22 protein-coding genes, 1 tRNA gene and 2 pseudogenes are annotated in these 26,899 nt (G+C 37.9%); 14 read left to right on the forward strand and 11 right to left on the reverse strand.

Annotated elements, in window-relative coordinates:
* Window positions 1-2,760 precede the first annotated feature (2,760 nt).
* Window positions 2,761-2,937 (reverse strand): hypothetical protein, encoded by a 177-nt coding sequence (locus O9A_RS07875; RefSeq protein ID WP_154656353.1) that lies wholly within the window; start codon window positions 2,935-2,937, stop codon window positions 2,761-2,763.
* A 258-nt stretch (window positions 2,938-3,195) separates the two neighbouring features.
* Here O9A_RS07875 and O9A_RS07880 point away from each other — a divergent pair, with 258 nt between their 5' ends.
* Complete coding sequence (locus O9A_RS07880) at window positions 3,196-3,372, forward strand: hypothetical protein (protein WP_154656354.1); 177 nt, start codon at window positions 3,196-3,198, stop codon at window positions 3,370-3,372.
* 467 nt (window positions 3,373-3,839) lie between these two features.
* On the opposite strand, the gene O9A_RS07310 is transcribed toward O9A_RS07880, so the two are convergent.
* Window positions 3,840-4,253 (reverse strand): hypothetical protein, encoded by a 414-nt coding sequence (locus O9A_RS07310; RefSeq protein ID WP_051665506.1) that lies wholly within the window; start codon window positions 4,251-4,253, stop codon window positions 3,840-3,842.
* Between the two features lie 2,798 nt (window positions 4,254-7,051).
* Between O9A_RS07310 and O9A_RS00345 the strand changes: the two genes are divergently transcribed.
* From O9A_RS00345 to O9A_RS08635, 5 genes and pseudogenes are all read left to right on the forward strand, one after another.
* Window positions 7,052-7,600, forward strand: a complete 549-nt coding sequence (locus O9A_RS00345) for a hypothetical protein (RefSeq protein WP_034457687.1) — start codon at window positions 7,052-7,054, stop codon at window positions 7,598-7,600.
* 2,022 nt (window positions 7,601-9,622) lie between these two features.
* On the forward strand, window positions 9,623-10,285 hold the full coding sequence (locus tag O9A_RS00355) for a gene transfer agent endolysin BgtA (RefSeq protein ID WP_034460136.1): 663 nt from the start codon (window positions 9,623-9,625) through the stop codon (window positions 10,283-10,285).
* Complete coding sequence (locus O9A_RS00360; RefSeq protein ID WP_034457691.1) at window positions 10,282-10,509, forward strand: hypothetical protein; 228 nt, start codon at window positions 10,282-10,284, stop codon at window positions 10,507-10,509. The genes O9A_RS00355 and O9A_RS00360 overlap by 4 nt, the downstream gene beginning before the upstream one ends.
* Before the next feature lie 128 nt (window positions 10,510-10,637).
* The gene (locus tag O9A_RS00365; RefSeq protein ID WP_034460137.1) at window positions 10,638-10,859 is read left to right on the forward strand and encodes a hypothetical protein; all 222 of its coding nucleotides are present in this window, start codon (window positions 10,638-10,640) and stop codon (window positions 10,857-10,859) included.
* Window positions 10,860-11,273: 414 nt separating this feature from the next.
* Window positions 11,274-11,381, forward strand: a pseudogene (locus O9A_RS08635) (transposase); the annotation flags it as partial.
* 587 nt (window positions 11,382-11,968) lie between these two features.
* Here O9A_RS08635 and O9A_RS00375 read toward each other — a convergent pair.
* Both O9A_RS00375 and O9A_RS00380 read right to left on the reverse strand, forming a co-directional pair.
* Window positions 11,969-12,238, reverse strand: a complete 270-nt coding sequence (locus tag O9A_RS00375; protein ID WP_034457695.1) for a hypothetical protein — start codon at window positions 12,236-12,238, stop codon at window positions 11,969-11,971.
* A gap of 324 nt (window positions 12,239-12,562) precedes the next feature.
* A tRNA-Leu gene (locus tag O9A_RS00380) sits at window positions 12,563-12,647 on the reverse strand.
* A gap of 299 nt (window positions 12,648-12,946) precedes the next feature.
* On the opposite strand from O9A_RS00380, the gene O9A_RS00385 reads away from it, so the two are divergent.
* Window positions 12,947-13,555: a YqaA family protein gene (locus tag O9A_RS00385; RefSeq protein WP_034460139.1), complete on the forward strand. Its 609-nt coding sequence runs from the start codon at window positions 12,947-12,949 to the stop codon at window positions 13,553-13,555.
* A 12-nt stretch (window positions 13,556-13,567) separates the two neighbouring features.
* Window positions 13,568-14,140, forward strand: a complete 573-nt coding sequence (locus O9A_RS00390; RefSeq protein WP_034457698.1) for a disulfide bond formation protein B — start codon at window positions 13,568-13,570, stop codon at window positions 14,138-14,140.
* Between the two features lie 14 nt (window positions 14,141-14,154).
* Here O9A_RS00390 and O9A_RS00395 read toward each other — a convergent pair whose 3' ends face one another.
* Window positions 14,155-14,373 carry a hypothetical protein gene (locus O9A_RS00395; protein ID WP_084790482.1) on the reverse strand — a complete coding sequence of 73 codons (219 nt, stop codon included), beginning with the start codon at window positions 14,371-14,373 and terminating at the stop codon, window positions 14,155-14,157.
* Here O9A_RS00395 and O9A_RS08155 point away from each other — a divergent pair.
* From O9A_RS08155 to O9A_RS00410, 4 genes and pseudogenes are all read left to right on the forward strand, one after another.
* Window positions 14,336-14,470: pseudogene (locus O9A_RS08155) on the forward strand (disulfide bond formation protein B); the annotation flags it as partial. The gene O9A_RS00395 and the pseudogene O9A_RS08155 overlap by 38 nt on opposite strands.
* A 329-nt stretch (window positions 14,471-14,799) precedes the next feature.
* Window positions 14,800-15,609 (forward strand): VIT1/CCC1 transporter family protein, encoded by an 810-nt coding sequence (locus O9A_RS00400; protein ID WP_034457703.1) that lies wholly within the window; start codon window positions 14,800-14,802, stop codon window positions 15,607-15,609.
* 295 nt (window positions 15,610-15,904) lie between these two features.
* A complete protein-coding gene (dut, locus tag O9A_RS00405) occupies window positions 15,905-16,456 on the forward strand; it encodes a dUTP diphosphatase (protein ID WP_034457705.1) in 552 nt (183 codons plus the stop codon).
* Window positions 16,434-16,865: a dCTP deaminase/dUTPase family protein gene (locus O9A_RS00410; protein WP_051665511.1), complete on the forward strand. Its 432-nt coding sequence runs from the start codon at window positions 16,434-16,436 to the stop codon at window positions 16,863-16,865. The genes dut and O9A_RS00410 overlap by 23 nt, the downstream gene beginning before the upstream one ends.
* Window positions 16,866-16,908: 43 nt before the next feature.
* On the opposite strand, the gene O9A_RS00415 is transcribed toward O9A_RS00410, so the two are convergent.
* The gene (locus O9A_RS00415; RefSeq protein WP_034457707.1) at window positions 16,909-17,487 is read right to left on the reverse strand and encodes a biopolymer transporter ExbD; all 579 of its coding nucleotides are present in this window, start codon (window positions 17,485-17,487) and stop codon (window positions 16,909-16,911) included.
* Window positions 17,484-18,326: a MotA/TolQ/ExbB proton channel family protein gene (locus tag O9A_RS00420; RefSeq protein WP_034457709.1), complete on the reverse strand. Its 843-nt coding sequence runs from the start codon at window positions 18,324-18,326 to the stop codon at window positions 17,484-17,486. The genes O9A_RS00415 and O9A_RS00420 overlap by 4 nt, the downstream gene beginning before the upstream one ends.
* Before the next feature lie 470 nt (window positions 18,327-18,796).
* Here O9A_RS00420 and O9A_RS00425 point away from each other — a divergent pair, with 470 nt between their 5' ends.
* Both O9A_RS00425 and O9A_RS00430 read left to right on the forward strand, forming a co-directional pair.
* Entirely contained in the window at window positions 18,797-19,123 is a 327-nt protein-coding gene (locus O9A_RS00425) for an ElaB/YgaM/YqjD family protein (RefSeq protein ID WP_034457710.1), read from the forward strand.
* 3 nt (window positions 19,124-19,126) lie between these two features.
* Window positions 19,127-19,564: a phage holin family protein gene (locus tag O9A_RS00430; RefSeq protein ID WP_034457712.1), complete on the forward strand. Its 438-nt coding sequence runs from the start codon at window positions 19,127-19,129 to the stop codon at window positions 19,562-19,564.
* Window positions 19,565-20,352: 788 nt separating this feature from the next.
* Here O9A_RS00430 and glmM read toward each other — a convergent pair.
* The 4 genes from glmM to O9A_RS07315 all read right to left on the reverse strand — a co-directional run bounded on the left by glmM (window position 20,353) and on the right by O9A_RS07315 (window position 26,531).
* Window positions 20,353-21,732 carry a phosphoglucosamine mutase gene (gene glmM, locus O9A_RS00435; RefSeq protein WP_034457714.1) on the reverse strand — a complete coding sequence of 460 codons (1,380 nt, stop codon included), beginning with the start codon at window positions 21,730-21,732 and terminating at the stop codon, window positions 20,353-20,355.
* A gap of 528 nt (window positions 21,733-22,260) precedes the next feature.
* A complete protein-coding gene (gene ftsH / locus O9A_RS00440; RefSeq protein WP_034457716.1) occupies window positions 22,261-24,414 on the reverse strand; it encodes an ATP-dependent zinc metalloprotease FtsH in 2,154 nt (717 codons plus the stop codon).
* A 114-nt stretch (window positions 24,415-24,528) separates the two neighbouring features.
* Window positions 24,529-25,959, reverse strand: coding sequence for a tRNA lysidine(34) synthetase TilS (gene tilS, locus O9A_RS00445; protein WP_034457718.1), 1,431 nt, complete (start codon window positions 25,957-25,959; stop codon window positions 24,529-24,531).
* A gap of 218 nt (window positions 25,960-26,177) precedes the next feature.
* Window positions 26,178-26,531: a tol-pal system YbgF family protein gene (locus O9A_RS07315; protein WP_051665513.1), complete on the reverse strand. Its 354-nt coding sequence runs from the start codon at window positions 26,529-26,531 to the stop codon at window positions 26,178-26,180.
* Window positions 26,532-26,899 lie beyond the last annotated feature (368 nt).

Raw genomic sequence — 26,899 nt, forward strand, 5'->3', positions numbered from 1 at the left:
ATAAAACGAAGATCCACTTTCTTAGCTTCTGGTTGTAGATGAAACAATTACAAAACGAAACAGCTTTATAATCAATCAAAAGTTAAACGATACCAAGCATCATCCATGACTAATCGTCCAAAACAACATGGATGAAATGGATCTAAAAAGCAGCAAAGAATAGCAAAACCAATGTTATGAGGGAGTTTTTCTCACGAGCAACTATTATACCAGGAAAAATCCCAGCAAAAGCTTCTCTACCAATCAACCAATCTTACCAGGGAACAAAGCCACATGAGAAATCAACCCATGCTTCCCCATCCTTCACTTCGCTCGCCCAACCTCTTCTCCTCCACAGCAACCAAACTACCGGCAGCTAATCTCAATCTACTAAAAACGACTGCTCAATGGCGCAACTATATGTAATTCTCTTGCTCCTTCGTATTGATTTTGAGACATTGATAAATCTTTATCTTATGTAGTTTAAAAATTATGGGAAATGCGTATGAACATCTTGGCAACACATTTCAAGCGGAATTGTCATACAATACAGAGTAAAAAAGAAAAAACGTAACAGACTGTCTTGCTACTCTGGAAAAGCAACTATAGCTTTTAGGAAAACGGTCGACAAAACCTACTCGATGGACAAAACCGATACAATCGGCCATAGCGCGCTTAACCTTTCACTGAACTTTTTCTAAATTCTTGCTTCTGAAAAACGCTTTTTGGTAAATTTTTATGAACTTAAGCCATATTTTACCGAGTTACGCTGCTAAAATACGAGAGAGATCCCCTTGTTTTTATGATTGTCATAAATTTTTCTTCTGCCTAAACAGGTGCAACAACATCTATTTTGTCTAAAAAGAATGGGTATCATAGCACCCCCTTTAACGGGCATAAGAAGAGCTTTATAGCAAATATTTTGCTGACAAAATTTTACATGAGAGTGATTTTTGCTCCACCCAATAAAACCGAAAAAAGAAAAAGAAAATAGACTGACAAAACAGTTGCGTGCAATAAAGTGAATAACGAAAATATGGAGTTTTTATGTAATTCCTTAATTATATAAGGTTCTAATTGACAACGAGGTATTCTAGACAATTACAAAATTGTAACATAGAAGTCACCATACTAAGGAATGAAGCCCTATCATAGAGTCTATAGCCTCATCCTTATTGGCTCGTAATAAATAAAGAGTGAAACATTTATGGGCATAAAAAAACACAAGTAGTGGATTTTAACGCACCAACCATTCCTGCTAAACTTATGCAAAAGCTTTGACGTGGTGCCTACACACCCTATCGTGATACAAAAGTGAAACTTCCCCTGAAGAGAGAGAAAAACTCGCGACACAGCTTTATGGAAAATCGCAACAACTTATTCATAACATTAACGATAACAAAAGAGTTTAAGCTAACTTTTCCTCTTTTAAAAATTCATTGTACTTATGGATGACACAAAAAGCTGTTAACCAACGCTTTTTTTGTTCATGGTGAAAGAGCTCACTGAAGAGCACAATATTCATGAAAATTCAGCGAATCCTGAAGATTTCGGCTGTGACCTATGCCAATTAAGTATTTGCTATGGAAGCTATATATCTAGAGCATCAAATTAAAGCTGAAATAATACATCGATAATGACACAAAATTCGACATAATAGCGCTCTACAATGAAAAAATTAAGAAAAAAATCTTTTTTACTTTTTTGTTATTTTAAACCGATTGCAAAGCAGTTTTATTTTTTATTTAACTTTTTCAAAGGTTTTTCAAAAGCAATTTTCTCGTCTTTCAAAAACTTTTTAAAAACCTTTACAGGAATTTTAAAGGCCACGGGTTTAAAGATCCTTCATAACTTTTTCTCCTTTTTGCAATCAAATGTTGATTTTTGAAATTATTCGCTCTTTTTTTGATTTTTGGCTCTCAAAATCCAATTTGATAAACACCGTGAACGATAAAAACGGAGATAAAACAAAGGAGGATCACTTCTTCTTTTCTCATCTCGAAGATAGAACGGGCTTTCAAATGACACACAAAGGCAATCCTCCCCAATAAAATCGCCAGACTAGTAATCTACCAATCTTCATCTTTCTTGAAAGATTATTACTTTTACAACCATTGGCTAATTTCTTTCAGATCTTTATCGATTGGCCTTTATCTTTTCAGCTCTTTCTCCATCAAGTATATGGAATCACTCTCACTATTTTCAAACATAAGTAAATCTTTTCAGGTTTATTTTTCTTGTCAAAATTCTGTTTCGACAAATAAAAAAGCCTCTTTATAAGAATACTTATACCCTAGTTATTCTAATACTCTAAGTTCTTCTTTTATAAAACAATTTGAATATATTGAAAAAATAAATAACTTAAAAAAGGATAAATAAAACAACAATTATTATAATAAAGTTCTTTCTATAGAATTTTTTATTACATTTATAACCTAAAACACAAACCTCTGCGAGAGGTACACTTTTAAAAATTACCAAAACAAAAAAATAAGTAAGCAGTAGCACTAAGATTCGCCAATTGTTCTAGATTTTTCATCGTCTTTCTCCACTAGCTTGTTCTCTTCAATCCTCATCATAGAATCACCTCATATGCAAGATATCAAAGGAACAGCAAAAGAGAGACATAAGCTGTTAGTGTGAGAAATAGAAAGAACCAACATTTCTTATTTTTTCAACTTTTTTAAAGAATTTACCACATTTCCACAGGATATCCACAGCATCGCGCAACATCCTTAAGCTCCACACAGAATGTCCACTTCCAACCTCCATAAAATATCCCTACCCCGCAAAAGAGATGCACCCCACAGGAAATAGGTACACCACAGGAAATACATGCACTACAAGAGATACAGAGTCTCCACAGCAGAGATCTAACCGGCACAGATTACAGCCAAAACCTTCAGGATTCGCTGAATTTGCATGGATATTGCGCTCTTCAATGGACCCCTTTACCATGGAACAAAAAAACTTTGGTTAACACTCTTTTGTGACATCCCTTTTCGTGTGAGTGTTCGACAGAATTTCTTCCATTTTACACAATCAATAAAACAATATTTGAAATAAATTATGAAATATAAAAAGAACAAATTTTATTTAAATATAGTTTAACTTTATTCTTTTTATGAGTGTTGTATTTTTACTATGGTAATATAAACACAATTTACATATTATACATTTTGATATTTATTTATATTAAATAAATAGTAGGAGAAAATGATGAATATTAGATACTTTTTTATAGCAGGAGCAATGACAAGTAGTTTAGCTCTTGCTATGCAAGAAAATAATTATATTATTAATGACCAACAAGCCCATATTATTAATCCTTATACTATTCCTGGAAGCGATTTACAATTTATTGAGCTTATAAATATTGAATTAAATAAATAAAATATTAAAAAAATATTAACAACAAAGAAAAAATGAACATAAATCTTCTCTATCCAAACAGAAAAATATTTTATACGCCGAACACATTTTTGCATTTTGTGCTCTTTTTAATAGATACAAATTTGAAATTGCATTAATTGAAAATAAATAAAAAACCAAAGAGGTGCTTATATATTGTAATGTATTACCAAGCAGTAGTGATTTATTATAAAAATAAATATTGAAAAAGCGTCAGATAAAGAGCGAGCTTTTTTAAAGTGTCTTTTCTTTTTATCAAAGATTTTCTTCTGCGTATGTATTCTCTTGTGCTGATCTTTAGCACACCTTTGGTTACAGTAAAGTCCTTTTCTTGAAAGGCGAAATAACAGTGAATTTGATCACAATAACTCCCTTCCACTGTGTCAATAATTCTCTTTTACTGTGTATACTAAGTTATTTTCAATCGACTTTTTTTGAAAATTTTACTGTTATTCTTCATTTTCTTTAAAATTTTTAAGAACCTCTTGATTTCGTATAAAGTAGCTCTTTGTTTCTCCCAATAACGGTTTGTTCTGTAAACAGCTTATTTTATCTCCTGTGCAGATTGTTTCTTCCAGTTTCTGAATGTTTTTTTTCAACTTACGATCCTGCAAACGGTGGAGCCCCCAAAGAATAGGGAGAGGTGCGAAAATACAGGCCCAGAGAAAAACTGGGAGGAAAAATATCAGATAACCGATACCATTCCATCTTGCTCTACCCAACATCTGTGTTTCGCTCAACACCTGCATGAGAGACATCGTCAGCATAGAAGACCCTGCAATCACTATGATGAGAAATATAGAGAAGATGATAAGAAACTTGAGAGACGTTCTTTTATCATTTTTCAATGTATAATTTTTCAACGAAAACACCCTTGCTTTTCTAAAACGGAAGAAAGTATACTTGTAGCAGGAGCTGAATTTTCCCCTTTAAATCTTCCTCTTATTTCTTCCATAGTTAACCTTATAACCGCGCCTCATCAATATCTCCTATATTTGGCCCATGATAGGATTCCTCCACCGTAACAAATTTACCATGACAGACTTATCTCTCTCCGTAACAAACTTATCCCCATAACCTAGCTTATCCTTGTCTGTGTGCCTCTCAGGGATCATTCAAATGCGGCTCCTTTCCTAGGTCTCATAACTGCTCCATTTTTAAAGATTTCTCAAGCATTTTGAGGCACGATTTTATCATTTTCTTTCAATTCCTTCACTATTATACTATACAATTTTGAACATTTGATAACAAAGTCATAGAATGCAACAATAATGCTACCTTTGACTAACGACAGCCCCCTTCTTGACGAAAGAGAAAAAATCATAGCTATGCAAACAACAGAAACAAAGGGTTTAAAAGCTCTTTATTGTTCTTTTCTCCTGCATCCCGTAATGTCATCGGTTTATCCTGCGGCTCTACCTCTTTTTTTAATTTTTGAATCATTTTTTCAACTGACCCATCACTCTTAATATGAACAAGCAAAAAAACCGAACAGAAAAAAGAGTAGACATAACAATCCATGTGAGGAGGCTAAAATAGAATAAAGGAAAAGCTTTCTCCCTTCCTCCATTACCTGGAATGAGAAATATTGCCTAGCATGAAAGAAAAGAATAATTGGAAAAACCACCATTACAATTACAAGAGAGACAGAGACTATTCTTTTATAATCTTTCTAAGTATAATTTCGCAAAGAAAAAGAGTGTATTTTTTCTCAAAGATTGAATTTTTTCCCTTTATTTTTTATACAATTGCCACATACACTGTTCAATGATTGTTTTTCCGCTCTTTATTCATACGAAAGTGAAATCTCGCACACTTGATAAAAAATTAATACAAGACCCCCCACAATTATCATATTATTAAAAATGACCAGGGTGATGAGTCCTACAATAGCGAGACCGGCCAATAATATTGTAAAGAGAGTCATTTTTCCTCCATCACACTTTGTAGAGAGATTGATTTGTAGCACTTCTCCGCTGATTTTCCATTTTTTGAATCATTTTTTTCAATTTATAATTCAGTATGATATGGAAAAGCAGAGTAACTGGCAAGAAGATGACAAGACATGCCCAAACTGCAATTGACAGAAGAAACATAGTCGGAATAAAGCCATCCAATCGAATACCATCCATCAAACAAAGAAAAAATTCAGTCCGAATAAAAGCTGTTAAAACCAACAGAATAAGAGAAATACAAAATATTATGACGTAATTTCTCGAAAAAAGCATCACTGATGTTTGAACGAAAAAAGTTTAAATTCTTTATCAAATGTTGAATGTGATACAGAGAGTATATCAGCATACTCTTGAAAAGATTGAGGTGATGGTGGTTTGTTTATTGTCACGCTGACACTTCTCCGCTTTTTTAAATTGCATGACACTTTAACATTTTACTACAGTGGCAACCAGTACTTTCTCTACAAAGAGCTCTATCACTGATTTCCCCCATATATATATATTATAAACATGATGAGGAAAACTGCAGATACCAACGTAAAACTATACGTTGTTTTCTCTCAATCAAAACATATGACAAAAACCAGCAACAGACTTGACTGCACCATCTAATCTATCAAAAAGCAAAATGCCCCTCTCCACAACACACATAGCAATACAATGTTCATACATTAAAAGTTCGTATAACAAACCCAATAAAAATTTTTAACCCTCTCTTTTAAAAAGCTATAAGATTCTAATAAAAAGGTAAAAGCAGTGGAGTATCTCCCAAACGAAGATGAACAGCAGTTCATAAAGAAAGATGAACGCGTGACACAAACCGCTTTTTCAAGAGCAGATGATCATTTTTTCCATCACCAAACTTTATAACAGTCTCATAATCAAAACCTGTCAAATTGTTTTAGAAAGTAGCAAAAATGAAGACTAAAATCTTAGAAAAATCCTCTATAAAGGAAATTTTTAAAGAAAAAAAAGACTACGGTAAGAAGGAATCAAAAAAATGGACCATTTTGTCATTCATGTTGTATTCTCAGTGTCTTATAGATATTTTATTTGAAAAGATAAGCCATTTTATAGTATTATAAGAAAAGGAAGAAGATTTGTTTTTTGCAGATATTCTCTGTTTAACAGACAACAAATTTTCTTCAAAAGAGGATAAGTAAAAGTGCTAAACAGGAGGATAAACTCAAAAAGTGTTATCTCTTAAGTCTTTTGTGGCTACTACCAATGGCAAAATCCTAAAAGAAGCCCCAAAACAAAGCAATGGCTTCTGGAGTAAGGTTTAAAGGCTTGTGCAAAACTTTTTTTCACACAAAAGTTAATAAAAACAACCAGCCAGAAAATAGAAGGGCATTTTTTTCAGTTTTTCATGCACAGCTATATTTTGCGCCATATAGGCACATCAAATCTGGTAAAAATTTTTCTTCTAGAGGCAAAGCACAGGTTCAAAAATGATAGAAGCAAGCAAATGATTGGCTAGAAATGGCAGGTTAAAGAAGGAAGAAACAATGTGCAAGAAAGAATATTTTGCTACAACTTTAAGGAGCATTGTACTTTTTTGAGGGGGGAAAGGACTATTTTAAACTTATTGCTTTTCATCGCCCTCCCACCGATAGGCGTCTCCCCTATAAGAGTATGACTCAAAGAGTTTTCCCTATACTGTCATTGTAGCAAAGGAGTTCCTTTTTACTTCAAACGGTAGATTCATGAAAACAGATAAAAAACGCGGTAGACCTAGAATAACAGGTAAACCAAGAGAACCCAATGGCCGTATTTCACGTGCGAAAAGACCAGACAAGGCTACTCCACAAGTTACGATTGAAATGCGTGCGAAGCACTTTAATTTAAGCATAGAAGAGGCGAAAAATCCGCTTTCGAGTTCTTATATTGGGCGACTTTATATGCTTAGCAATAAACAAGATGGCTCAGGCATCAATAAAGAGCAATATGATACAGCACAAAGATATCTTCAAATCAGAAACGACTATTTATGCGCAAAAGGTTTACCGAATGGCTATTATGATAACTTTACACATACATTATCTGATGAAAAGGCAAAAAAACAATGGATTCGTAGAGCAACCGATCACTATGAAGAAATGCAAGAAGTGATCAAAGAAACACAACAGCTGCATCGCCAACATAACTTCCATGCGGCTTTACAATATCTCGTTGTAGAAGATCAATCGTTCCCCTCTCTCATTTGTTCACTCCGTCTTATTCTTGACACACTTCACAAACATTTTGACGGTTAAATAAAGAGTGATCATTCGCGGAGAAGCGCCCACCAAAACCCAGCAATCTGTAAATATTTAAGCATTCGTACGTTTGTATTGATGAGGCATAATATATTTGTTTAAGAATGGGGGCACTGTAGTAGAATGAGGAGCTAAAAATTATTGCAAACCACCACGTAAGAGCTTTGAATATATCATTGAGGTAAGACTATTGTCTCTACCTGTTTGCATAATCTCAGAAATGGGAAGACAGCTTAATTTGGGGAGAATATAAAGTCTTAAAGGTGAAAAAGAGCGCTCATCTTTACCATCACTCTTTCATTCGACTTTACAGTTTTCAAAACTATCCACAACCAATATCTTTATAAATAATGAAGAGTGAGCATTGCCTCACACTTTTTTTCTTAGGTTTTTTTTAATAGGGTTACGCCCCTCAGGAAAAATAAAAACACCATTATGTTGCGCATTCACGGGCTTTTTTTAGAGAAACATCTCTCAGCACATAAAAGCCCATTTCACAACGATGTCCATGAAGGACATATAGTAAAGCCATTGTACACCACCCTCTTTACGTTTATGAAGATGTAAACTGGCACCATCATTCTCTTTGCCAACTTAAAATGTTGCCATAAGCTTTACATTGAAACGGTTCATAAGGGGTATTTTTATTCCCTTAAATAGTTTTTATCCACACGCTAACCCCGCTTCTGATGTACAAAAAATGATTTTTCTGATTATGAATGAAGCATTTGAGATGAGAGAATCATACGATATGCGGAATTCTTATTCAAATTGAAAAAAAAATGAATTATCTTCATAAATCAATATAGTGACAGAAAAATCCTTACCCCATCAATAATCCTCACCAAAAGCAACAATCGAAAAGCATCTCACCAGAATCAAGTCTCACCAGCAACACATTCATCAGCTCCCAACCTTACCGGAAAACTCTCTTACCTCTTTTAAAACACCCTTCTCTTCGCCCTCCAAGTTATTCCCCAGACCGATCTCACCTCATCCGCCCCCCTGCCAAAAGCCGTACCATCAATAATCAACCACAAAAGACAACCTGGTAGTTTAATCTTTGCAAAATCTCATGTCTTTTCTGTTTTTGAAAGGCGAGAAAAATGCAATTATACGAGTATGTCATGCTGCTCTGCTTTGTGCAGAGCTTTTTTTATACCAGCACCCACGCTAGAAATCTCTTCACTAAAAAGCCAGACTATAATAAACTGAAGAAAGATGAAAAAATGGTTCTTGTTCATATCCAAAAAAACTTCCGATTAAAACAGCACACTCTGTTACAAAACTAGCGGAGTTGATTAAAATAAAAAACACAAAATCTTAACTTTTCTGTTGACAATGAAGAGAAAATCGTATTTAATGACATATGCGGGGAGGTTTTTTTTGTGTCTAAATTTCACTGTTATTTCTAGCAGTGTTTTTGTTGTTGTCTGTGTAAAGTGTCATTTCTCTCCTATTCTTGGAGAAAGGAATAGGGAGTGTTCTTCAGCTATTGCTTTGTGCAGAGCATTACTCACGTCAGAAACCAACTTTCTAGAGATCTCTCTACCAGAAACCCACACCTACAAAAGTAACAATTGAAAATCAACTTCACATATCATCAGCCCTCACCTCATCGGCAAACCTTCCTGTTCCTTTAGCACACCCTTCGCCCCACTCTCTGAGCCATTGTCCCTCTCACTCTTCACTACAGAGAAAACCAACAAACAATGCCCCCGTAAAAAGGAAACCATAGCAACCCTCCTCCTCACCAGCCTCCCACCCTCACCGGCAAACCCTCCCGTCTCTTTAATACACCCTTTGCTCTATTCTACGAGCCATTACCAACCTGATCTCAATCGATCCGCCCAACCTTAGCGAAAACTACACCATCAGCAATCAACAATAAAAGACAACCTGATGGTTTAATCTTTGCAAAATCTCATGTCTCTTCTGTTTTTGAAAGGCAGGAAAATGCAATTTGAGAGTATGTCACGCTGCTCTGCTTTGTGCAGAGCTTTTTTTATGGAGAAATTTATGCGAAAAATATCAAAAGAAGGGCTTGCGCTGATTAAACAATGGGAAGGATTGCGTTTGAATGCCTATCAAGATTCTATTGGTGTATGGACAATCGGTTATGGCCATACAAAGAGTGCTGGAAAACCTTTTGTTCGCAAAGGCATGGAAATCACTGAACAGCAAGCCGAAGAACTTCTTTGTCAAGACTTGCAACAATTTGAAAATGCTGTTGAACAAGCTGTCACTGTTTCTTTAACAGATGAACAATTCGCAGCATTAGTTTCATTTTGTTATAATGTAGGAACAGCAGCTTTTTGCAACTCGACACTTTTAAAAAAACTCAATAAAGGTAATTATGAAGCAGTCCCAACCGAATTACAGAAATGGACCAAAGCAGGAGGTAAACGCCTTCAAGGTCTAGTCAATAGACGTGCAGCAGAAACAGGGTTATGGGCAAAACGCTCTTATGTTTCTTCTAACACTCAAAAAGTAGAAACGAAAGATGCAACAAGTCTTTTTAAATTAGAAGCGCTTGCACCGATTATAGGCTCCTCTTCAGGGCTTGGAGGCTTGTTAGCAGTTAATGGTCCGATCCAATGGGCACTGGCAACGGTGATGGTTGTAGCTGCATGTGCTGGAATTTTCTTTGTTGCAAAACGCTTTCAGGAACATCGTCTATGATCTGGTGGATGAAAAGAAATCTGATGGTAATAGGTGCGGTTTTGTCCGCTTTTTTTATAGCCTTAACAAAAGCTTTTACTCTCGGCAAGAAGATTGAGCAGCAAAAGCAAACAGAAAAGATTCTAAAATCAGCCACAACACGTCTTGAGATAGAAAATGAAGTTAACAAAAAAAGTGATACTGATGTGCGTGCTGAGCTCTCTAGCTGGCTGCGTGGTAAATAAGCGTCCTTCCTGTGAAGGATGGTTGCCCATTTACCTAGAGAAGAAAGATCTAAATGTCATCAGTGCAAACTTAGCAAGAGAGATCTTAAAACATAATAAACAGGGTGAGTACTTGTGTGGGTGGAAACATGGCTAGAAAAAAAACTGAACAAACGACAGAACTCACGGAATTAGAAAAAGAAATACTTCACGAAATAATCCTTACTTATCAAAGTGTGAAAATGATGTCTCGTTTTATGAAGTGGATAACATTTTTCCTCTTTTTATTGATCCTTGATTTTGCACGCCTCATAGACGCAATAGAGAATATCTTTGTACATTTAAAGCAGTGGGTCATCTCAAAGAAGTAAAGAACAAAATTACTCTATCGCTCTGTGCTGCAAGAGAGAGCAAAAAATCCTTGTTAAAAAAAATCCATAAAGCGTTATCGTACTCCCATCTTATATCTGCTCCAATGGCTTTTACGGTAAACCCTTCACGAGCGCCATCGTGAAATGAGCTTTTGTGCCTTTTAAAATGTTTCATGCATACACCACACGAGCACATCTGCAAAATTATCTAATCTTGCAGGCTTACTCACCATTCGGCAAGATTTCAAATTTAAAAGCTTTGCGTCATTGTAGAGGATCTATTAAAGAGTCTTTATTATTACTTTACTCTACTATTTTATACTTCATTTATGAAAAAAACTAAATTAAGATGCAAAAGATACTGTGTTTTTAAATGTCCACTTAGCCTTTATAACGAAGTAGCGTAAAAAAGTTTTTCCGAAAGTAATACGAAAAGATTTACATTTTATTTTTAAAAATGTTTGTTTGGCTTTTGAAGCTGAATATGTAGAATTTAATGGTGACGCTGATCATATCCACCTGCTTAGTGGAGTCACACTTCTCATACAAAACAAAAAACGCTATTGCGTTACAAATTCACGCGCTTTTTTAAAGAGGCATCTCTCAGCGCAAAAAAGCCCATTTCACGACGGCGCCCATAAATGGTAATGGTAAAACCATTATGCACCATACTCTTTACGCTTATGAAAGCCAAAACCGAGCACTATCATACTCTTTAGCCAGCTCAAAATGTTGCAAAAACCTTTGCGTGGAGACGATTCATAAGGAGCATTTTTACTCCTTTTTCGAAGAGTTTTTATCCACACACCAACCCCGCTTGAGGCATGCAAACGAAGAGTTTTGAATAATTTCACGAGGGAACCTGAAATAGAAGAATCTTACATATTCGTAGCTCTCATTCAAGTTGAACACCACTAAATGTGCTTTATAAACAATGTGCTGCCTTCTCAATTATCCACCTAAAGTAACAATATCTATACTCGTTAACAGCTTAAAAAACGTTCCTAGCGGAATACTAAAGCAGAAAAAATCATTTATTACCCCAAAAACTATAGAGCAATGACCTTTGGTCTCCATCTTCCTTTGCTAGGAGCTATGGAACGCACCAGTTAATATTCTTCATCAATAGATCCAACAACAAAACACCTGACATGTAAAGTTTTACAGACCTTATACTCCTGTCCTAAACGGCAGTGTTTTAAAGTATAATAGGATAAAAGAAAAAGCTTTTTATCCAATTGTCCCAAGATAAAACCGATGGTTTGAAAACGAAACCGTCTTGCTCTTTGCAGCAGCTTTAAAGCGACCCTTTCACTTGTGCTTGGAGCAATAACCTTTGGTTTCCATCCTCCTTTGCTAGAAGCTGTTGGGTGTATCAATTAACACTCTTCATCAATAGATCCAACAACGAAACATCTGATACATAAAGTTTTACAAACCTTATATTGCCGCCATAAACCTGCTCCATCACCATATTTCCTTTGGGAAAACTCTTACGGATAAGATGGAGAGTCTGTTACACATTCTTGCCCTTCGAGGCACCTCTAAAATCACCTTTTGCGTTGTGTTTGGAACACTCTCATCTAAGATGAAGACTACATATACTAGAAATAAAAATGTAATAAAAACAATTAATTAAAAGGAAAAAGTAACAGAAAACGCTCTCAGGTGATATTACAGAAAATCCTCAGAGAAAAGAAAAGTGGTGCGGGTGGTCGGACTCGAACCGACACTCCTCTCGGAACCAGATTTTGAGTCTGGCGCGTCTACCAGTTCCACCACACCCGCACACTGATTATAAAGGACAGAGTTATCCATTATCTCTTTGCACTATAGGAAGAACAACAGATTCGTCAACAGTAGACTTCTTATTTTTTTAAATTCGTATTATTTTTATTTCATCGGACTTTGTGAGGTATTTTCCCTATTTCGTTTAATAGGAGACTTTTCTCATTGGATTTGATGAATATTTGCCCTATCTGATTGACGAAGTGCTTCCTTTAGAGGATTAATTGATCCCTTTCGCAAGCTGGGTTTATGGAGTACAATTTGTAAAGTCTTTACCTCTTAAACTTATGAAAGATCTCATGATATTGAACAAACTAAAGTTTTGGACGATTTCTTTAGCAAATCGGCACACAGCATCATATTGGCTCGGGTTCATTGCTTTTATTGAGAGTTCTGTTTTCCCGATTCCTGTAGATGTTTTGTATCTTCCGATGGCCCTTGTCTACCCCAAGAAAGCTTATCGCTATGCCTTTATTGCTACTGTATGTTCTGTTTTGGGAGGAGTTTCTGGTTGGTTTATTGGTCATTTTGCTTATGATACACTTGCCAAACCGATTTTAGAATTTTACGGTAAAGTTGAAAGTTTTCAAGCACTGAAAAGCAGTGCAACACTGAAATTTCTTATAATTTTACTAATCACTTCAGGTTTTTTACATCTTCCGCCTATCAAGATTATTACGCTGTTGGCAGGTGTTATGGGTGTACACCTTGGACTTTTTATTCTCACCTGTATTTTTGCACGGGGGGCTCGTTTTTATCTTCTAGCATGGTTGGTTAAGCGTTTTGGACGTCAAGTGATGCATTTCCTTGCCCGCCATTTCAAATGGATTGTTCTGATTGGTTGTGTTACTCTATTTTTAATCTATGGAATTCTCATAGCTTTTGTGAACAAGCACCTTTTATTTTAAGGAACATGCTCAATGGCACGTATTTTATCTTTTCAACATATTCTGCACAAGCATCTTTATAGTAAATCAAACAGAAAAGAGCAGATTTTATGGGCTTTTTTTCTTGCTTTTTTTCTCTCAAGCACAATAGGCTTAGCACTTGGTTTTGAACATATTGGAGGATATATCCCTTGCGATTTATGTCTCATTGAACGTTTTCCCTATTACGGTTCTCTACCATTTTTGCTTTTAGCAGGTTTTGGAGCACGGTTTTTCCGCACAGCTTTTTGGGTACAGCTGTTATTTTGGTGTGTTTTTGTTTTAATGACCATCAGCCTTGTTTTAGCAGTATATCATGCGGGTGTTGAATATGGCTTTTGGCCAGCACCTCTCAGTTGCAGTGTAAGCGTAATAAGAAAAACAACAGATGTCAACCAGCTCTTCAATCGATTAAACAACACCCATCCTCCTTCTTGTTCTGAAGTATCCATACGCGTTTTTTTTCTCTCATTTGCCGGTTGGAATGTCGTTTCCAGCCTCTTTTCTATGTTTACAAGCTTATATATTGCTTCAAAAGGGCTCCTTGCAAGCTATAAAAAACTTTAACCACACCACGAAAGTCAAACTCTATTCCCCTTTCTCTCCGGCCAAAGCACACATATCACCCCTCTCAAAGCACCAGCATCCCACCCCAACACTACCATCGCTCCTAACACCGGCACCCTCCTTTCTGCCAAGCATACCCAAACCCCCGACACCAGTGTATCCATCCCTTCCAACTTTCCTCTCTCCAAACAATGAAACAACATCCATCCTCCTTCTTGTTCTGAAGTATCCATGCACTTTCTTTTTCTCTCATTTACCGGTTGGAATGTCATTTCAGCCCCTTTTTCTATGCTTACAAGCTTATATGTTGCTTCAAAAGAACTCCTTTCAGGCTATAAAACGATAACTGCAAAACAAGAGCAAAACCGCGTGTTCCTATACTCTCCAACACACTGCCTCCTTCCCACACCTTTCATCAATATTTTTTTCATCCACTGGAACATTTTCCAAGCAGAATCCTTTCGGTATTTTGTTCTCATTTTTTCGCATACAGTTTTTTGACCAACTTATGATTGTTTTTTAGCCAGTCTTTTACTTTTCACACACCAACGTTCTTCTTTTCTCATAGCTGTCTTTTTTCGATTCTTTAATTTTAAATTGACTTTCATTTTTTTTCTCTTATATCTTTAGAATTATTCTAAAGTGCAAAGGAACAGAAAATGTTGAGATCGTTTTTTTCATTTGTACAACGTAAAGCTCTATCCTTTCGTTCAGCACAAAAATTGATGTTTCGAGCGCTCAAGGCAAAAGAACAGCATGCAGCTCTTTATCTAAGATATGCAAAAGCTTTAGAGCCTTACTCTCCCAAACAGGCAGCAATTTTTACAGCAATGGGTATACAAGAGCTTAAAAATTATAAGCAGCTTTTGTGTCTTTCTTGGAGCAATCGTGTGGAAACTATGGATTCAGTATGTGGTCGATCTTCTCTTATAACAAGCAAACAAGCTTATACACACTCTCGAACCAAAACGACAACGCAAACCACCAAAAGGCCATCGAAAACACAAAAGCAAACACTTTTAACGTGGATTCAGCCTGGTCTTGCAGGTTTAATGGATGGTTCTGTTTCCACACTTGCCCCGATTTTTGCGGCAGCTTTTGCAACAGGTGATACACATCAAACCTTTTTGATAGGGCTCTCGGCTTCGATTGGAGCAGGTCTTTCGATGGGTTTCACAGAAGCAGCCCATGATGACGGCAAATTATCAGGCCGGGGTTCTCCATTTAAAAGAGGCCTTGCCAGCGGTATTATGACAACGATAGGAGGATTAGGCCACGCACTTCCTTATTTGATCAGCTCTTTTTACGTCGCCACACTTATTGCATTTATTATTGTTTTCTTCGAACTATGGGCCATCGTGTGGATTCAAAATAAATTTATGGCAACTCCTTTTTGGCGGGCATCTTTACAGGTAATTATTGGTGGTGCTCTCGTTTTTGCCACGGGTATTTTTATCGGTAATATTTGATATGAATGCTAACAACATCCTTCACCTATAAACTTCTTACTATAAGGTTTTGCAACAAATTGAGAATCCCCTCCCTTTTTAGCACGCATCTTAACGGATTATTCTTGGGAGGGGTTTTTATTTTTGTTCCAGCACTTTTTATCGACAAAATTTAAAACCAGCACTGAAACAAACAAGTATTGGAGAACAATCTCCAAATGTAGTTCTTTATCGACTTGTTTTATGAACAACTTTTGCTAAACTAGCATTTATTCTGTTCTTTTAGATCTTTTTATAATTTAGAATTGCTTTAGCCATGCCTCACTCTCAAACTGACGCACACCAAAACAGTCAGGAAAATCTTTCTTTCTCCCTCATCTATTCTTCCCCTCCGCAGCCAGTAACTTTATCAATCCAGCGTCTTGAGCATGGACAAGGTTTAGAACTTCCTCATTATGCCACAGCTGGTTCTGCTGGACTTGATCTACGAGCAGCTCTTGGTGAAGAAGAAACGGTCATCCTTGCCCCCGGGCAACGCACGCTCATTCCAACGGGGCTGATCTTTCATTTATCTCCTGGGTTTGAAGCACAAATACGTCCACGTTCTGGTTTAGCTTTAAAGCACGGCATCACATGCCTAAACACGCCGGGAACCATTGATAGCGATTACCGCGGTGAAGTCAAAGTTCTGCTCATCAATTGTGGACAAGAAAACTTTGCCATAAAACGTGGCATGCGCATTGCACAAATGGTTATCGCACCGGTTCTTCAAGTCAATGTTTGCGCATTTGAACCAGAACAAAACGAGAGCATAAGCAGTACAGGAAGCCGAGGTATAGGAGGTTTTGGCTCAACAGGACACGATTAAACAGCACATTGAGCAAGAAGAGACGGTCATCCTTGCCTCCAAGCAACGCGCGCTCATTCCAACGGGGCTGATCTTTTATTTTCACCTTGAGTTTGAAGCACAAATACGTCTACGCTCTTACTTAACCTTAAAGCACACCATCACATGCCCACCCGGAGCAATTGCATTGCGTTTAGTCGGTAGTGAGATCAAAGTTCTGCTCATCAATTGTGGACAAGAAAACTTTGCCATAAAACGTGGCATGCGCATTGCACAAACGATTATCGTACCGATTCTTCAAGCCAGTGTTTACGTTATTGAACCAAAGCAAAACGCGAGCATAAAAGCTATACAGAAAACCAAAGTGCCCACAATCAAGGCGCAAAAAACTAAATGCTTTGGGAATTTTAGCACAACAGAACGCACTTAAGAAGCCAATAAATGGCAAAGTACCCCCTTTATTGACAGTCTATTTACTCTACAGGAGAAATAGTTTCCATCGTAGCAGTATTGGCATTTACCGCACCGCTTGTCGCCGCCACGTCGGCATCACCTATAATATTCGTTCCCGCAGCTTCTACCACATCTGCTATTGCATCATTTGTTGCACCTCGTGTAGATACATTGGTAGATTTTTGCAATCCTATAAGACCAACTTTGCTATATCCAGCAGTGCGTATTTGATTAAGCAAATCCACTACAGTCCCATAATTGATTTCGCTATCGGCTTTGATCAAAATCTTTGTTTCTAGATTTTGGTTTGTTTCTTTCAACAAGGCCTCTACAAAGGCTGTTTTCCTAACAAGATGATCACCAACATAAAGAGAATGATCTTTTTGCAAGGTCACATAAAGAGGCTCGTCAGGCTGAATCACAGAAGGCGCCTGAGTAATGGAAGGCAATTGAACGGGAATAACAGAAGTGGCCAAAGGCGCAGCAACCATAAAAACAATAAGCAATACCAAAACAACATCAATGAAAGGGGTGACATTGATCTCGTTGTGTAACCCACTCTTATCGAGATCCCAATCCTCATGAAAGTTTGTCTTCATTGTTTATGACTTTTCTGTTGTCTATATCTATCGATTTCACGGCTCAAGAGTCTCTCAAGTGCAGCAGCGATATCACCCAAATCATTGCGATAACCGCTCAAAGCACGCATCAGGCTATTATACATAATAACAGCAGGAATAGCCACAAAAAGGCCGATAGCCGTTGCAAGCAAGGCTTCGGCAATTCCAGGAGCGACAACATCAAGCCGTGTTGTTTGCGATTGAGCAATTCCGATGAAAGAATTCATGATCCCCCAAACAGTTGCAAAAAGACCAACAAAAGGAGCAATAGCGCCAACAGTTGCAAGAACAGCGCTCCCACATGAAACACGGCGTGTAGCAGCCAGCAAGCAACGCGATAAAAGTGAATGCACGCGCTCTTTCAAACCCTCATTAACATCACGGGCACTCTCTCCATATCGAGCTATCTCCGCATAGGAGATAGCATCTTCACAGGCAAACATTTGTTCCTCTTGTTTTTCACTGGAACTTTCCGTTGCAATAAAATTGACCTTTTGCGTAGAAAGATACACCTCTTTAAGCATTTCTTTTAAAAAAAACACACCAGGTCCTTTGCTGTCTTTCAAGCTAGCAGCCAAACGTATCAGGGTTTGAGCACTAAGAACCACACGCAGTTCATGACGTGCTCTTCGTTTTGCCAAAGTAATTTCAACGATTTTCACAAAAGCAATTGTCCAAGACGCCAAAGAAGCCAGCAACAAAAAAACGATAACGGCTTTCACCACAAAATCAGCAGCCATAAACATAGAAAAAGGGGAAAAATCATGCGTTGCAAATACAGCAGATGGAGTGTCTAAGGGTACTGTTTCAGATTCCATTTCTCTCTCACATTATTATGGTTTTCACTTTTTGACTTTACAGCTGTGCCATCAACCGGCGTAGCATCACTTTGCCACTATACCACTTTCCTTCTTATGTCACCCTATGTTGAGTCTAAAAAATAAAACTTGATAAATCAAGTATAGTTTTATTTCAGGAAAAGTCTCTTTCAAGAGGGAGTATTTAAGAAATTTTGCCCAATACACAATTAAAATCAATTTATTTTAAATAACAGAAAATCCATTTTTCTAAAGAATTAGACAGGCAAAATACCTTTCGCAGGCAACACGGATCAAACAAACAAGTTTGATTTTATCAAAAATAGTTTAAAATCGCACAAAACGATGGAACTAAGAAAATTGTTCGACGTTATCCAAGCAGTGAAAATTTTTACTCCAAAGCAAATGATCACTACGAACACATAAGAACGACAATGCGTAAAAATGAGTCAAGAGAGGGAAAGAGCATCATGGCAAATAATAAAACAACAGAGCATAATAAAACAGTAGCAGAAAAAGGTCTTCAAACACAATTAGAAAAGCTACACACTGAAATTTCCGGTATAACCTCGACATTAACAAATCTTGGTGCAAATAAATTGAACAGTGCCAAAAATAAGGCAGAAAAACTGTATAATTCCGCCAAAGAAAATAGTGAAGACATTCTGTCTCAAGCAAAAGACAAAATCAGTGACCTTGAACACAATATGAACCAATGCGTTCGCAGCAATCCTGGCAAAAGCGTTTTGTTTGCAGCAGGGATTGGTTTTATTCTGGCACACTTATTGCGTCGTTAAGGCATGTTTATGTTTATAGCACCTCTGTTAAATCATCTTGTCGGTGGGGGGTTGAAAAGTACTGTCAAGCAAGTCCGTCTCCAAGCGATTTGCTTTGGGATTATTGGCATTTCCTTGTTTATGTCTTTGATATTTTTATGTGTCATTGGTTTTATTGCGTTATGTTCGGTGATAACACCTCTTGCAGCGGCTAGCGTGCTGTTTTTAATTTGGCTTTTTCTTGCAGCCTTAGGTATTTTAATCAGCCGCTTTCTCAAAGCCTATCAGCACTATGACCAACAAAAGAAATTAGAGGAACAACGCCATAAACTTATGACAGAGGCAACACTTTCTAGTGTTGCATTGCTTAGCAAACATCTACCTTTTGCGAAATTAGGTGTTCCGATCCTTGGATTTGCAACTTATTTCTTGTGGAAAAAAGAGAAAAAAAACCGTTTTTAAGATCAAAGTCTGTATTGTACAGTTCATCCCCCGAGGTACTTTCTCTTGCATAAGAGAAAGTACCTCTTTTACCTCTCATCCAGCAATGTTTTAGAAGCTTTAATCTTTATTCTGGTGAAGATAAACAACAAGAGTCGATAGGCTTTTACATCCCCATGCATCTACCATTCTCTGTATCATAAAATGCTTTTATCCTTCATGTTATGGGTGATAAAATAAAGGAGAATGTTCTACAAAAAGCTCTCCTCCGAGAACTCCATCGGATGAGCATTACTTCCAAACCTATCTGACTTTTCTAAAAAAACGATGAAAAACTCTCAGCCACAAAGTTTTATAAGAGAAGCAATGGTGATCTCTTGTTTGAAAAAAGCCTTAACAATCAAAGCATACAGTTTTGAAAAAGCATCATGGATGTGCAATAACTTTCACCATTTCTGTCACAACAGCATCCAGCACTTCTCTCTCATCGCCTCCAGCTCTCACACAGATAACCAGTTTTAGAAAAGTAAATCACCAACAGATCTTTTTTTTCAAACATAAAACAGCCCTAATCAGCGGTTTCACTTCTCATCCCTCTCCTCACAACCAAAAAATTTGCACAATCCTCTTCCCCCTTAAAAACCAAGCCATTCTCAAAAAAAATTTTCCTAAACATACCTCGTAAAACTTTGCGTTTATACATTCAACTATAATACGGACTACGGGCTGGCCTCCAGAAGTAAGCATCACCTATCGAGGCTCTTTCCTAAGAATATTACGTGATTATTCGGTCAATTCTCTCAAAGCCTTCACGATCCTTCAATGGAAGCATGCACTTTTGAAAGAGTATCATGATACGCGATAATATCCACCATCTCTGTCACAACAGCATCCAGCACTTCTCTCTCATCGCCTTCCCCCATAATACGAATTACAGGCTCGGTACCAGAAGCACGAATCACCAGCCTTGCTTTTTTTCCTAAACGCTGTGTTGCTTGCTCTATTGCTGCTTTGACTGGATTTTTTTTCAGCACATTTTTATTTTTAATCGTTACATTTTTGAAAATTTGTGGCACAGGTTCAAAGCGCTGACACAAGTGACTCATAGAGTTTTGGCTTATCTGCATACAAGCTAAAATCTGCAAAGCAGCTACTAAGCCATCGCCAGTTGTACCAAAATCACTCAACACAATATGCCCAGAAGCTTCACCACCAACATTATATCCCTTTTTGCGCATCGCATCGACTACATAGCGATCCCCAACCTTTGTCCGAACAAGATCTAACCCTTTACTGTTTAAGAAGCGCTCGAGTCCAAGATTTGACATAATAGTTGTAACGACACCCTCGCACTGTAAGCGCCCACTTTTATGCCAATGTTCTGCAATAACAGCGATCAACTGATCTCCATCAACAGTTTGGGCTTTTTCATCCACAAGAAGAACACGATCTCCATCTCCATCGAGAGCAATGCCTACATCAGCGCGCACTTCATGAACTTTTTGTTTTAAAGAGGCCAAATCAGTTGATCCACATTTGTGATTAATATTGGTACCATTAGGCGTATCATTAATCGCAAAGACCTCGGCTCCCAATTCCCATAAAGCACGCGGAGCCGCCTTATATGCAGCACCATTGGCGCAATCAACAACGATACGCAAATTATCCAAACGAACATCACGCGGCAAAGTTCTTTTGGCATATTCGATATAGCGGTAAATATCTCCCTCAACCCGTTTTGCATAGCCAATTTCGGCACAACTGGCTAAAGATTCTGAAAGATCTGTATCGATCAATTGCTCAATTTTTTTTTCTATCTCATCTGAAAGTTTAAAGCCATCAGGACCAAAAAGTTTAATACCATTATCATAGAAGGGATTATGAGAAGCCGAAATCATCACCCCCAAATCAGCGCGCAATGAGCGACAAAGCATAGCAACAGCAGGCGTTGGCACAGGTCCCAACAAGAAAGCCTCCATTCCAGCAGCAGTAAATCCTGAAACCAAAGCATTTTCGAGCATATAACCAGACAAACGGGTATCTTTACCAATCACCACACGACGCGACTGACGTTGTGACCGAAATAAAACCCCCACAGCCATCCCCACTTTCATAGCAAAATCTGGTGTCATAGGAAAAACATTGGCTTTGCCGCGAATTCCATCTGTACCAAAATATTTTTGTGGCATCCCTCTTTCCTTTATACACACTTCTTTTCTTGCAATCTTCACCAAGCAGAGCTCTGATAGTGCAAAACCTCTTAAGCGATCATTCGGTCCCACTATTTTTTAGGCAATCAAGACACCCACCCCACGTCTGTCTCCTACACAAATCTTTGATTTTCTGAAGCTTCTAGACCATCCAACAGACTTTTATGCCTTCCACATTCAACACTGTTTCTCTATGACGCGTTGTCCACACACTCGTTTTGAACACCCTAAAAATAAGCACATACCCTCTCACAAAATGCACTCACACTCTTGCCAAAACCTCACGGGCTTCTCTGACATTTCTCTCAATCAAGACACGCATCAACCCTTTCCAAAAGTCTCCTAAACCTAAGACAGTGCACACCTGTTTTCATGCCCCTTGGCAAACCCGAAAGCAATATATCACCTATTTTTATATCCTCTTCCAAAGAATATTTCAAAGCCTTAAGGTAAATTAGCGCTTTACCTTAAAGAATTTGGCACAAGATTTCTCCAAGACAGAATTCCTCAAGTTTTGTTAGAAGATTCCTGTTTACCTTTACGTTCAGCAGCATTTAAGTCTTTTTCAGTTTTCGCTTTGCTGCCAGAGAGGTTGGCTGCTCGAGAGGGATTTTTTGCGCTTTGTGTTTTTTTCTCAGCCCCAGGAGATTTTTTTCCTTTAGACTCGGTATCATTGGATTTAGCATGATTGGATTTTATTTTTTCTGTTCCAGCTTTTAGCTTTTCCTTTTTTTCATCTGCTTTATGCGCATCTTTTTTATCCAGTGTTTCTTGATCGAATTCAGCTTTACTTGCTCCAGTCTTAGGAACAGAAAAAGTCCGCGGAGAAGCATTTTCATTTTTTTGGGTTCGTGAAGGAGGCTTTCCTGCGATGACTTCTTGAATTTCAGCACCAGTTAAAGTCTCATATTCCAACAAACCTTGAGCAAGAGCGAACCATTCTTTCTTTTTTGTTTTCAAAATTTTGGTAGCATTTGTATAAGCATCATCAATAAGTTTACGCACTTCAGCATCGATCATACGCGCTGTCTCTTCAGAGACATTTTGTGTTCGTGCAACGGAATGTCCTAAAAAAACTTCATCTTGGTTATCTCCATAAGCGACATTTCCAAGCAAATCAGAAAAGCCCCATCGGGTAATCATTGCACGTGCTAATTTTGTTGCTTGTTCAATATCGGAAGAAGCACCAGAAGTGATATTTTCTTTTCCGAATCTCAATTCCTCAGCTACACGTCCCCCCATCATAATAGCCAAACGAGAAATCATCCACCGATAACTCATAGAATAGCGATCACCTTCGGGCAATTGCATAACCATTCCCAAAGCTCTACCCCTTGGCACGATTGTTGCTTTATGGACAGGATCAGCCACAGGCACATTGAGAGCAACGATAGCATGACCTGCTTCGTGATAAGCGGTAAGTTCTTTTTCTTCTTGTGTCATAGCGGTTGAACGGCGTTCAGCCCCCATCATAACTTTGTCTTTTGCATCCTCAAACTCTTGCATAGTAACGACTCTTTTATTGCGACTAGCAGCCATGAGAGCAGCTTCATTTACAAGATTCATCAGATCAGCACCGGAAAATCCTGGCGTTCCTCTTGCCAAAACTTTCAGATCGACGTTAGGAGCTAAAGGCACGTTGCGTACATGCACTTTCAAGATTTGTTCACGCCCAGAGACATCAGGGTTTGGCACGACGACTTGCCGATCAAAGCGTCCTGGTCTTAACAAAGCAGGATCGAGCACATCGGGACGGTTTGTTGCAGCAATAAGAATAATACTTTCATTGGGTTCAAAACCATCCATTTCGACAAGCAACTGGTTTAAGGTCTGCTCCCGTTCATCGTTCCCGCCTCCTAATCCGGCGCCACGATGGCGCCCGACAGCATCGATTTCATCGATAAAGATAATACAGGGAGCATTTTTTTTAGCCTGTTCGAACATATCCCGCACGCGGCTTGCCCCAACACCAACGAACATTTCGACAAAATCAGACCCTGAAATGGTAAAGAACGGTACATTAGCTTCACCGGCAACGGAACGTGCCAGCAAGGTTTTACCAGTTCCAGGAGGGCCAACAAGCAAAACGCCACGTGGAATACGTCCACCTAAGCGTTGAAATTTTTGTGGCTCACGTAAAAATTCGACAATTTCCTGTAAGTCCTGTTTTGCTTCTTCAACGCCAGCAACATCCTGAAAGGTAACGCGCCCCTGTGCTTCATTAAGCAATTTTGCTTTTGATTTACCAAATCCCATTGCCCCACGCGATCCACTTTGCATTTGTCGCATAAAGAAGATCCAAGCCCCAACGATAATAATGACAGGCAACAAAGAAAAGAGAAGATTGAGGAAAATACTATTGCCAGAACTTTCAGGAACAGCTTTAACATTCACATTTTTGCTTTCCAATTTTTGTATCAAGCCTGGATCCCTTGGAGCATAGGTTGAAATAACTCTGTTCTCAACGGTTTTTCCTGTTAACTTTTGACCCTGAATGGTAACAGCCTGAAGCTCATTATTCTCAACTTTCTGCAAGAATTCGGAATAAGAGAGCTCTCCACCTCCAGAACGCTGGCTATCTCCATTAAAGAGAGAAAAGGATACAATCAAAATCAAAGCAATAACTCCCCAAATGAGGAGAGAGCGGTAATTGGAATTCATATCAAGTCCACTTAATAAAATATAGATCCTAAATAGTTACCCCTAACATATAACCTTGTCAGCCCCTTGCCAAGATATGAGAGGATGTTTATTCTCGTTTAGAGTGATTTTTCTTTATCCTTTCACCTCTATATCGAAAAAAGGCTGAACGACATTCACAAAAGCAGCATCTTCAGAAGACAAAAGCCAATTGAAGGGAGCCATAATGCGCTTTATGGTAATAGTGTGTTGCAAAATAGCGTGATAAGCCAATTCTGGAATATCACACCTCTTATCATTTGAGATCATCAACAGCGATTTTAGAGAGGGGAAATGAGTGTTTTCAAGATTGAAATTGTTGTTTTCGAAGAGAGATTTCAACTGTTGTAAACCCGCTGCTCCCACTTTTATGGCATCATGACCATGATTTGTAATCTGATAGCGCCCATCCCATAAAAAAGTTTGTCCTTTTTCAACGATAGCTTCTTTGATATTTCGCGCTTCACGCCAAAAAGCAATTCCGCTTCTGTTATATTCAATGACAGATCCAGCATAAGTAAAGCGCCGTTTTTCTGAAGAATGGAGAGATATTTTTTGAACAAGAGTGCTTAATTTTTTATGAGAGAGCAAGTAAAAACCACCTCCCATCAAAACAGCGAAAAGCCCCACGACAAAAGGAAAATCTGGATGTTTCTGTAAGAATGGCAAGGGCTTTGCAATAAAACAACGCCCATATTTAACAGTAATATCCAAAGCCAAAATCAGATCAGCAATATTTTTTGCTTGTTGACGACGTTGAAGCGCCGATTCATGAACTTTTCGTACAATGCCAGCAAACTTTTTGGGATGAAGGGATTGACGCACACGCACACGTTCAAAATTGCAATCTTCATTGGTTGGATCCTCAATCCATGTTTTTTTCTTTAAGCGTAAATAAGCTCGCAATGTTTTACGCTTTACACCAAGAAGCGGACGAATCAAGCGCACTGTTCCACGCAACAGTGCTTCACGCGGGATACAAGATAAACCGCGCTCATAGATTAACCCATAACTTTTTTCAGCAATATTTGCTCTTATGCCTCCAGCATCCATCTCCTCACATCTCTCTGCAAAGACTTTCTGCTGCAAAACACCCACGCTCTTTTGGATACGTTGACAGCGCATTTGATAAGTTTCAACCTGATCATTAAGCGTATGCCCTGTCATAATAAGTGTCGAGCCTTGTTTTTGCGCTTCTTGAAAGAGGAGATCATAGCGTGCAACACGAGCACTTGAAGCGATATGGGTCTTTGGCTTTTTACCCTCCCAGCGCACAATGCAATGTTGAATATGATGAGCACGACAAATTTCCGCGACTGTTGAAGCTTCACGCGCTGATTCCTGACGCAATTGATGATCAACGGTCACAACAATCATTTCCGGAGGAACAGAAAGCGTTTTTAAATGGTCCTTTACCAAAAATAGTAAAGCAAGCGAATCACTTCCGCCTGAAACTGCAAGTATCAATTTCTGACACTGAATAAAATCTGATGTTTTAAAGAGATTTCCTGCTAGTCTAACGCACACTGTAAACGACTCCTTCCGTTTTTAGAGGTTTACAAAAAACAGACTCCAACATTTTTTGATGTTTTGATCTTTTTACAAAAAGCGCACGAACCTCTTTAATTCTGTTCAAAAGCAATCATACTCCTTGCTAATTTCAGCTAAATCTTGGAAGTGCAAAGCTTCTTTTTATCTGTATACCATACGTTAAGATAAATTTATGCTGCTTCGTGATAACGTTTTTATCTCAATAGTACTTCTGCCAACCAAAACAAAACATCATTACTTAAAGGATCTTTTTTATAACGCTGTTGAAAAGCACAAAAGACTTTTTCAGCATCAACATAATTGCCAAAAAGCATAAAATCATATCCTTTTTTATACAATGCTTGAGAAGAGAGAAGAAAAGTATTTCCACCATGATGTAGATTAACACAATTTCTTTCTTCAAACCTCTTCTTTAACAGATTGTCCGCTCCCTTAAAGCACCTCTCTGTTTCCTTTGCATTTTTATGTATTTTTTTCAAATAATCACCGATGTCATTCAAGTGATTATGTATTGCTTGCAAACGGCTTTTATGATTATAGCTTTCCACATCAGCAAAACTTTTCTCACCATCTTTTATGCTATACTCTTCCCACCTTTCCTCTACAGCCTACAAATTTTCATCCAAATCAGCACTCTCAAAAGCAAAAGAATAAACAGAAGAGTCCTTTTTATCAAAAAGCTAATAGAATTGCTTTTGCACATTTTTCAAACAACTCTTTTCAAACACCATCCGCATATTATGCAAGAGTTTACCCAAATCATAATCTCTAAACAGAATCCTCTGATTTTCTAAAATAAACTCTCGACTTTTCAACATCCCCTTAAAAGAAAGAACCGTAGCATTCTCATTCACCTGCATCAGAAGCCTTACCTGCCGCATCAGGAGCAGACTCGTTCACCGCATCGGAAGTCTTA

It is taken from the genome of Bartonella koehlerae C-29 (genome assembly GCF_000706625.1).
Taxonomy (GTDB): Bacteria; Pseudomonadota; Alphaproteobacteria; order Rhizobiales; family Rhizobiaceae; genus Bartonella; species Bartonella koehlerae.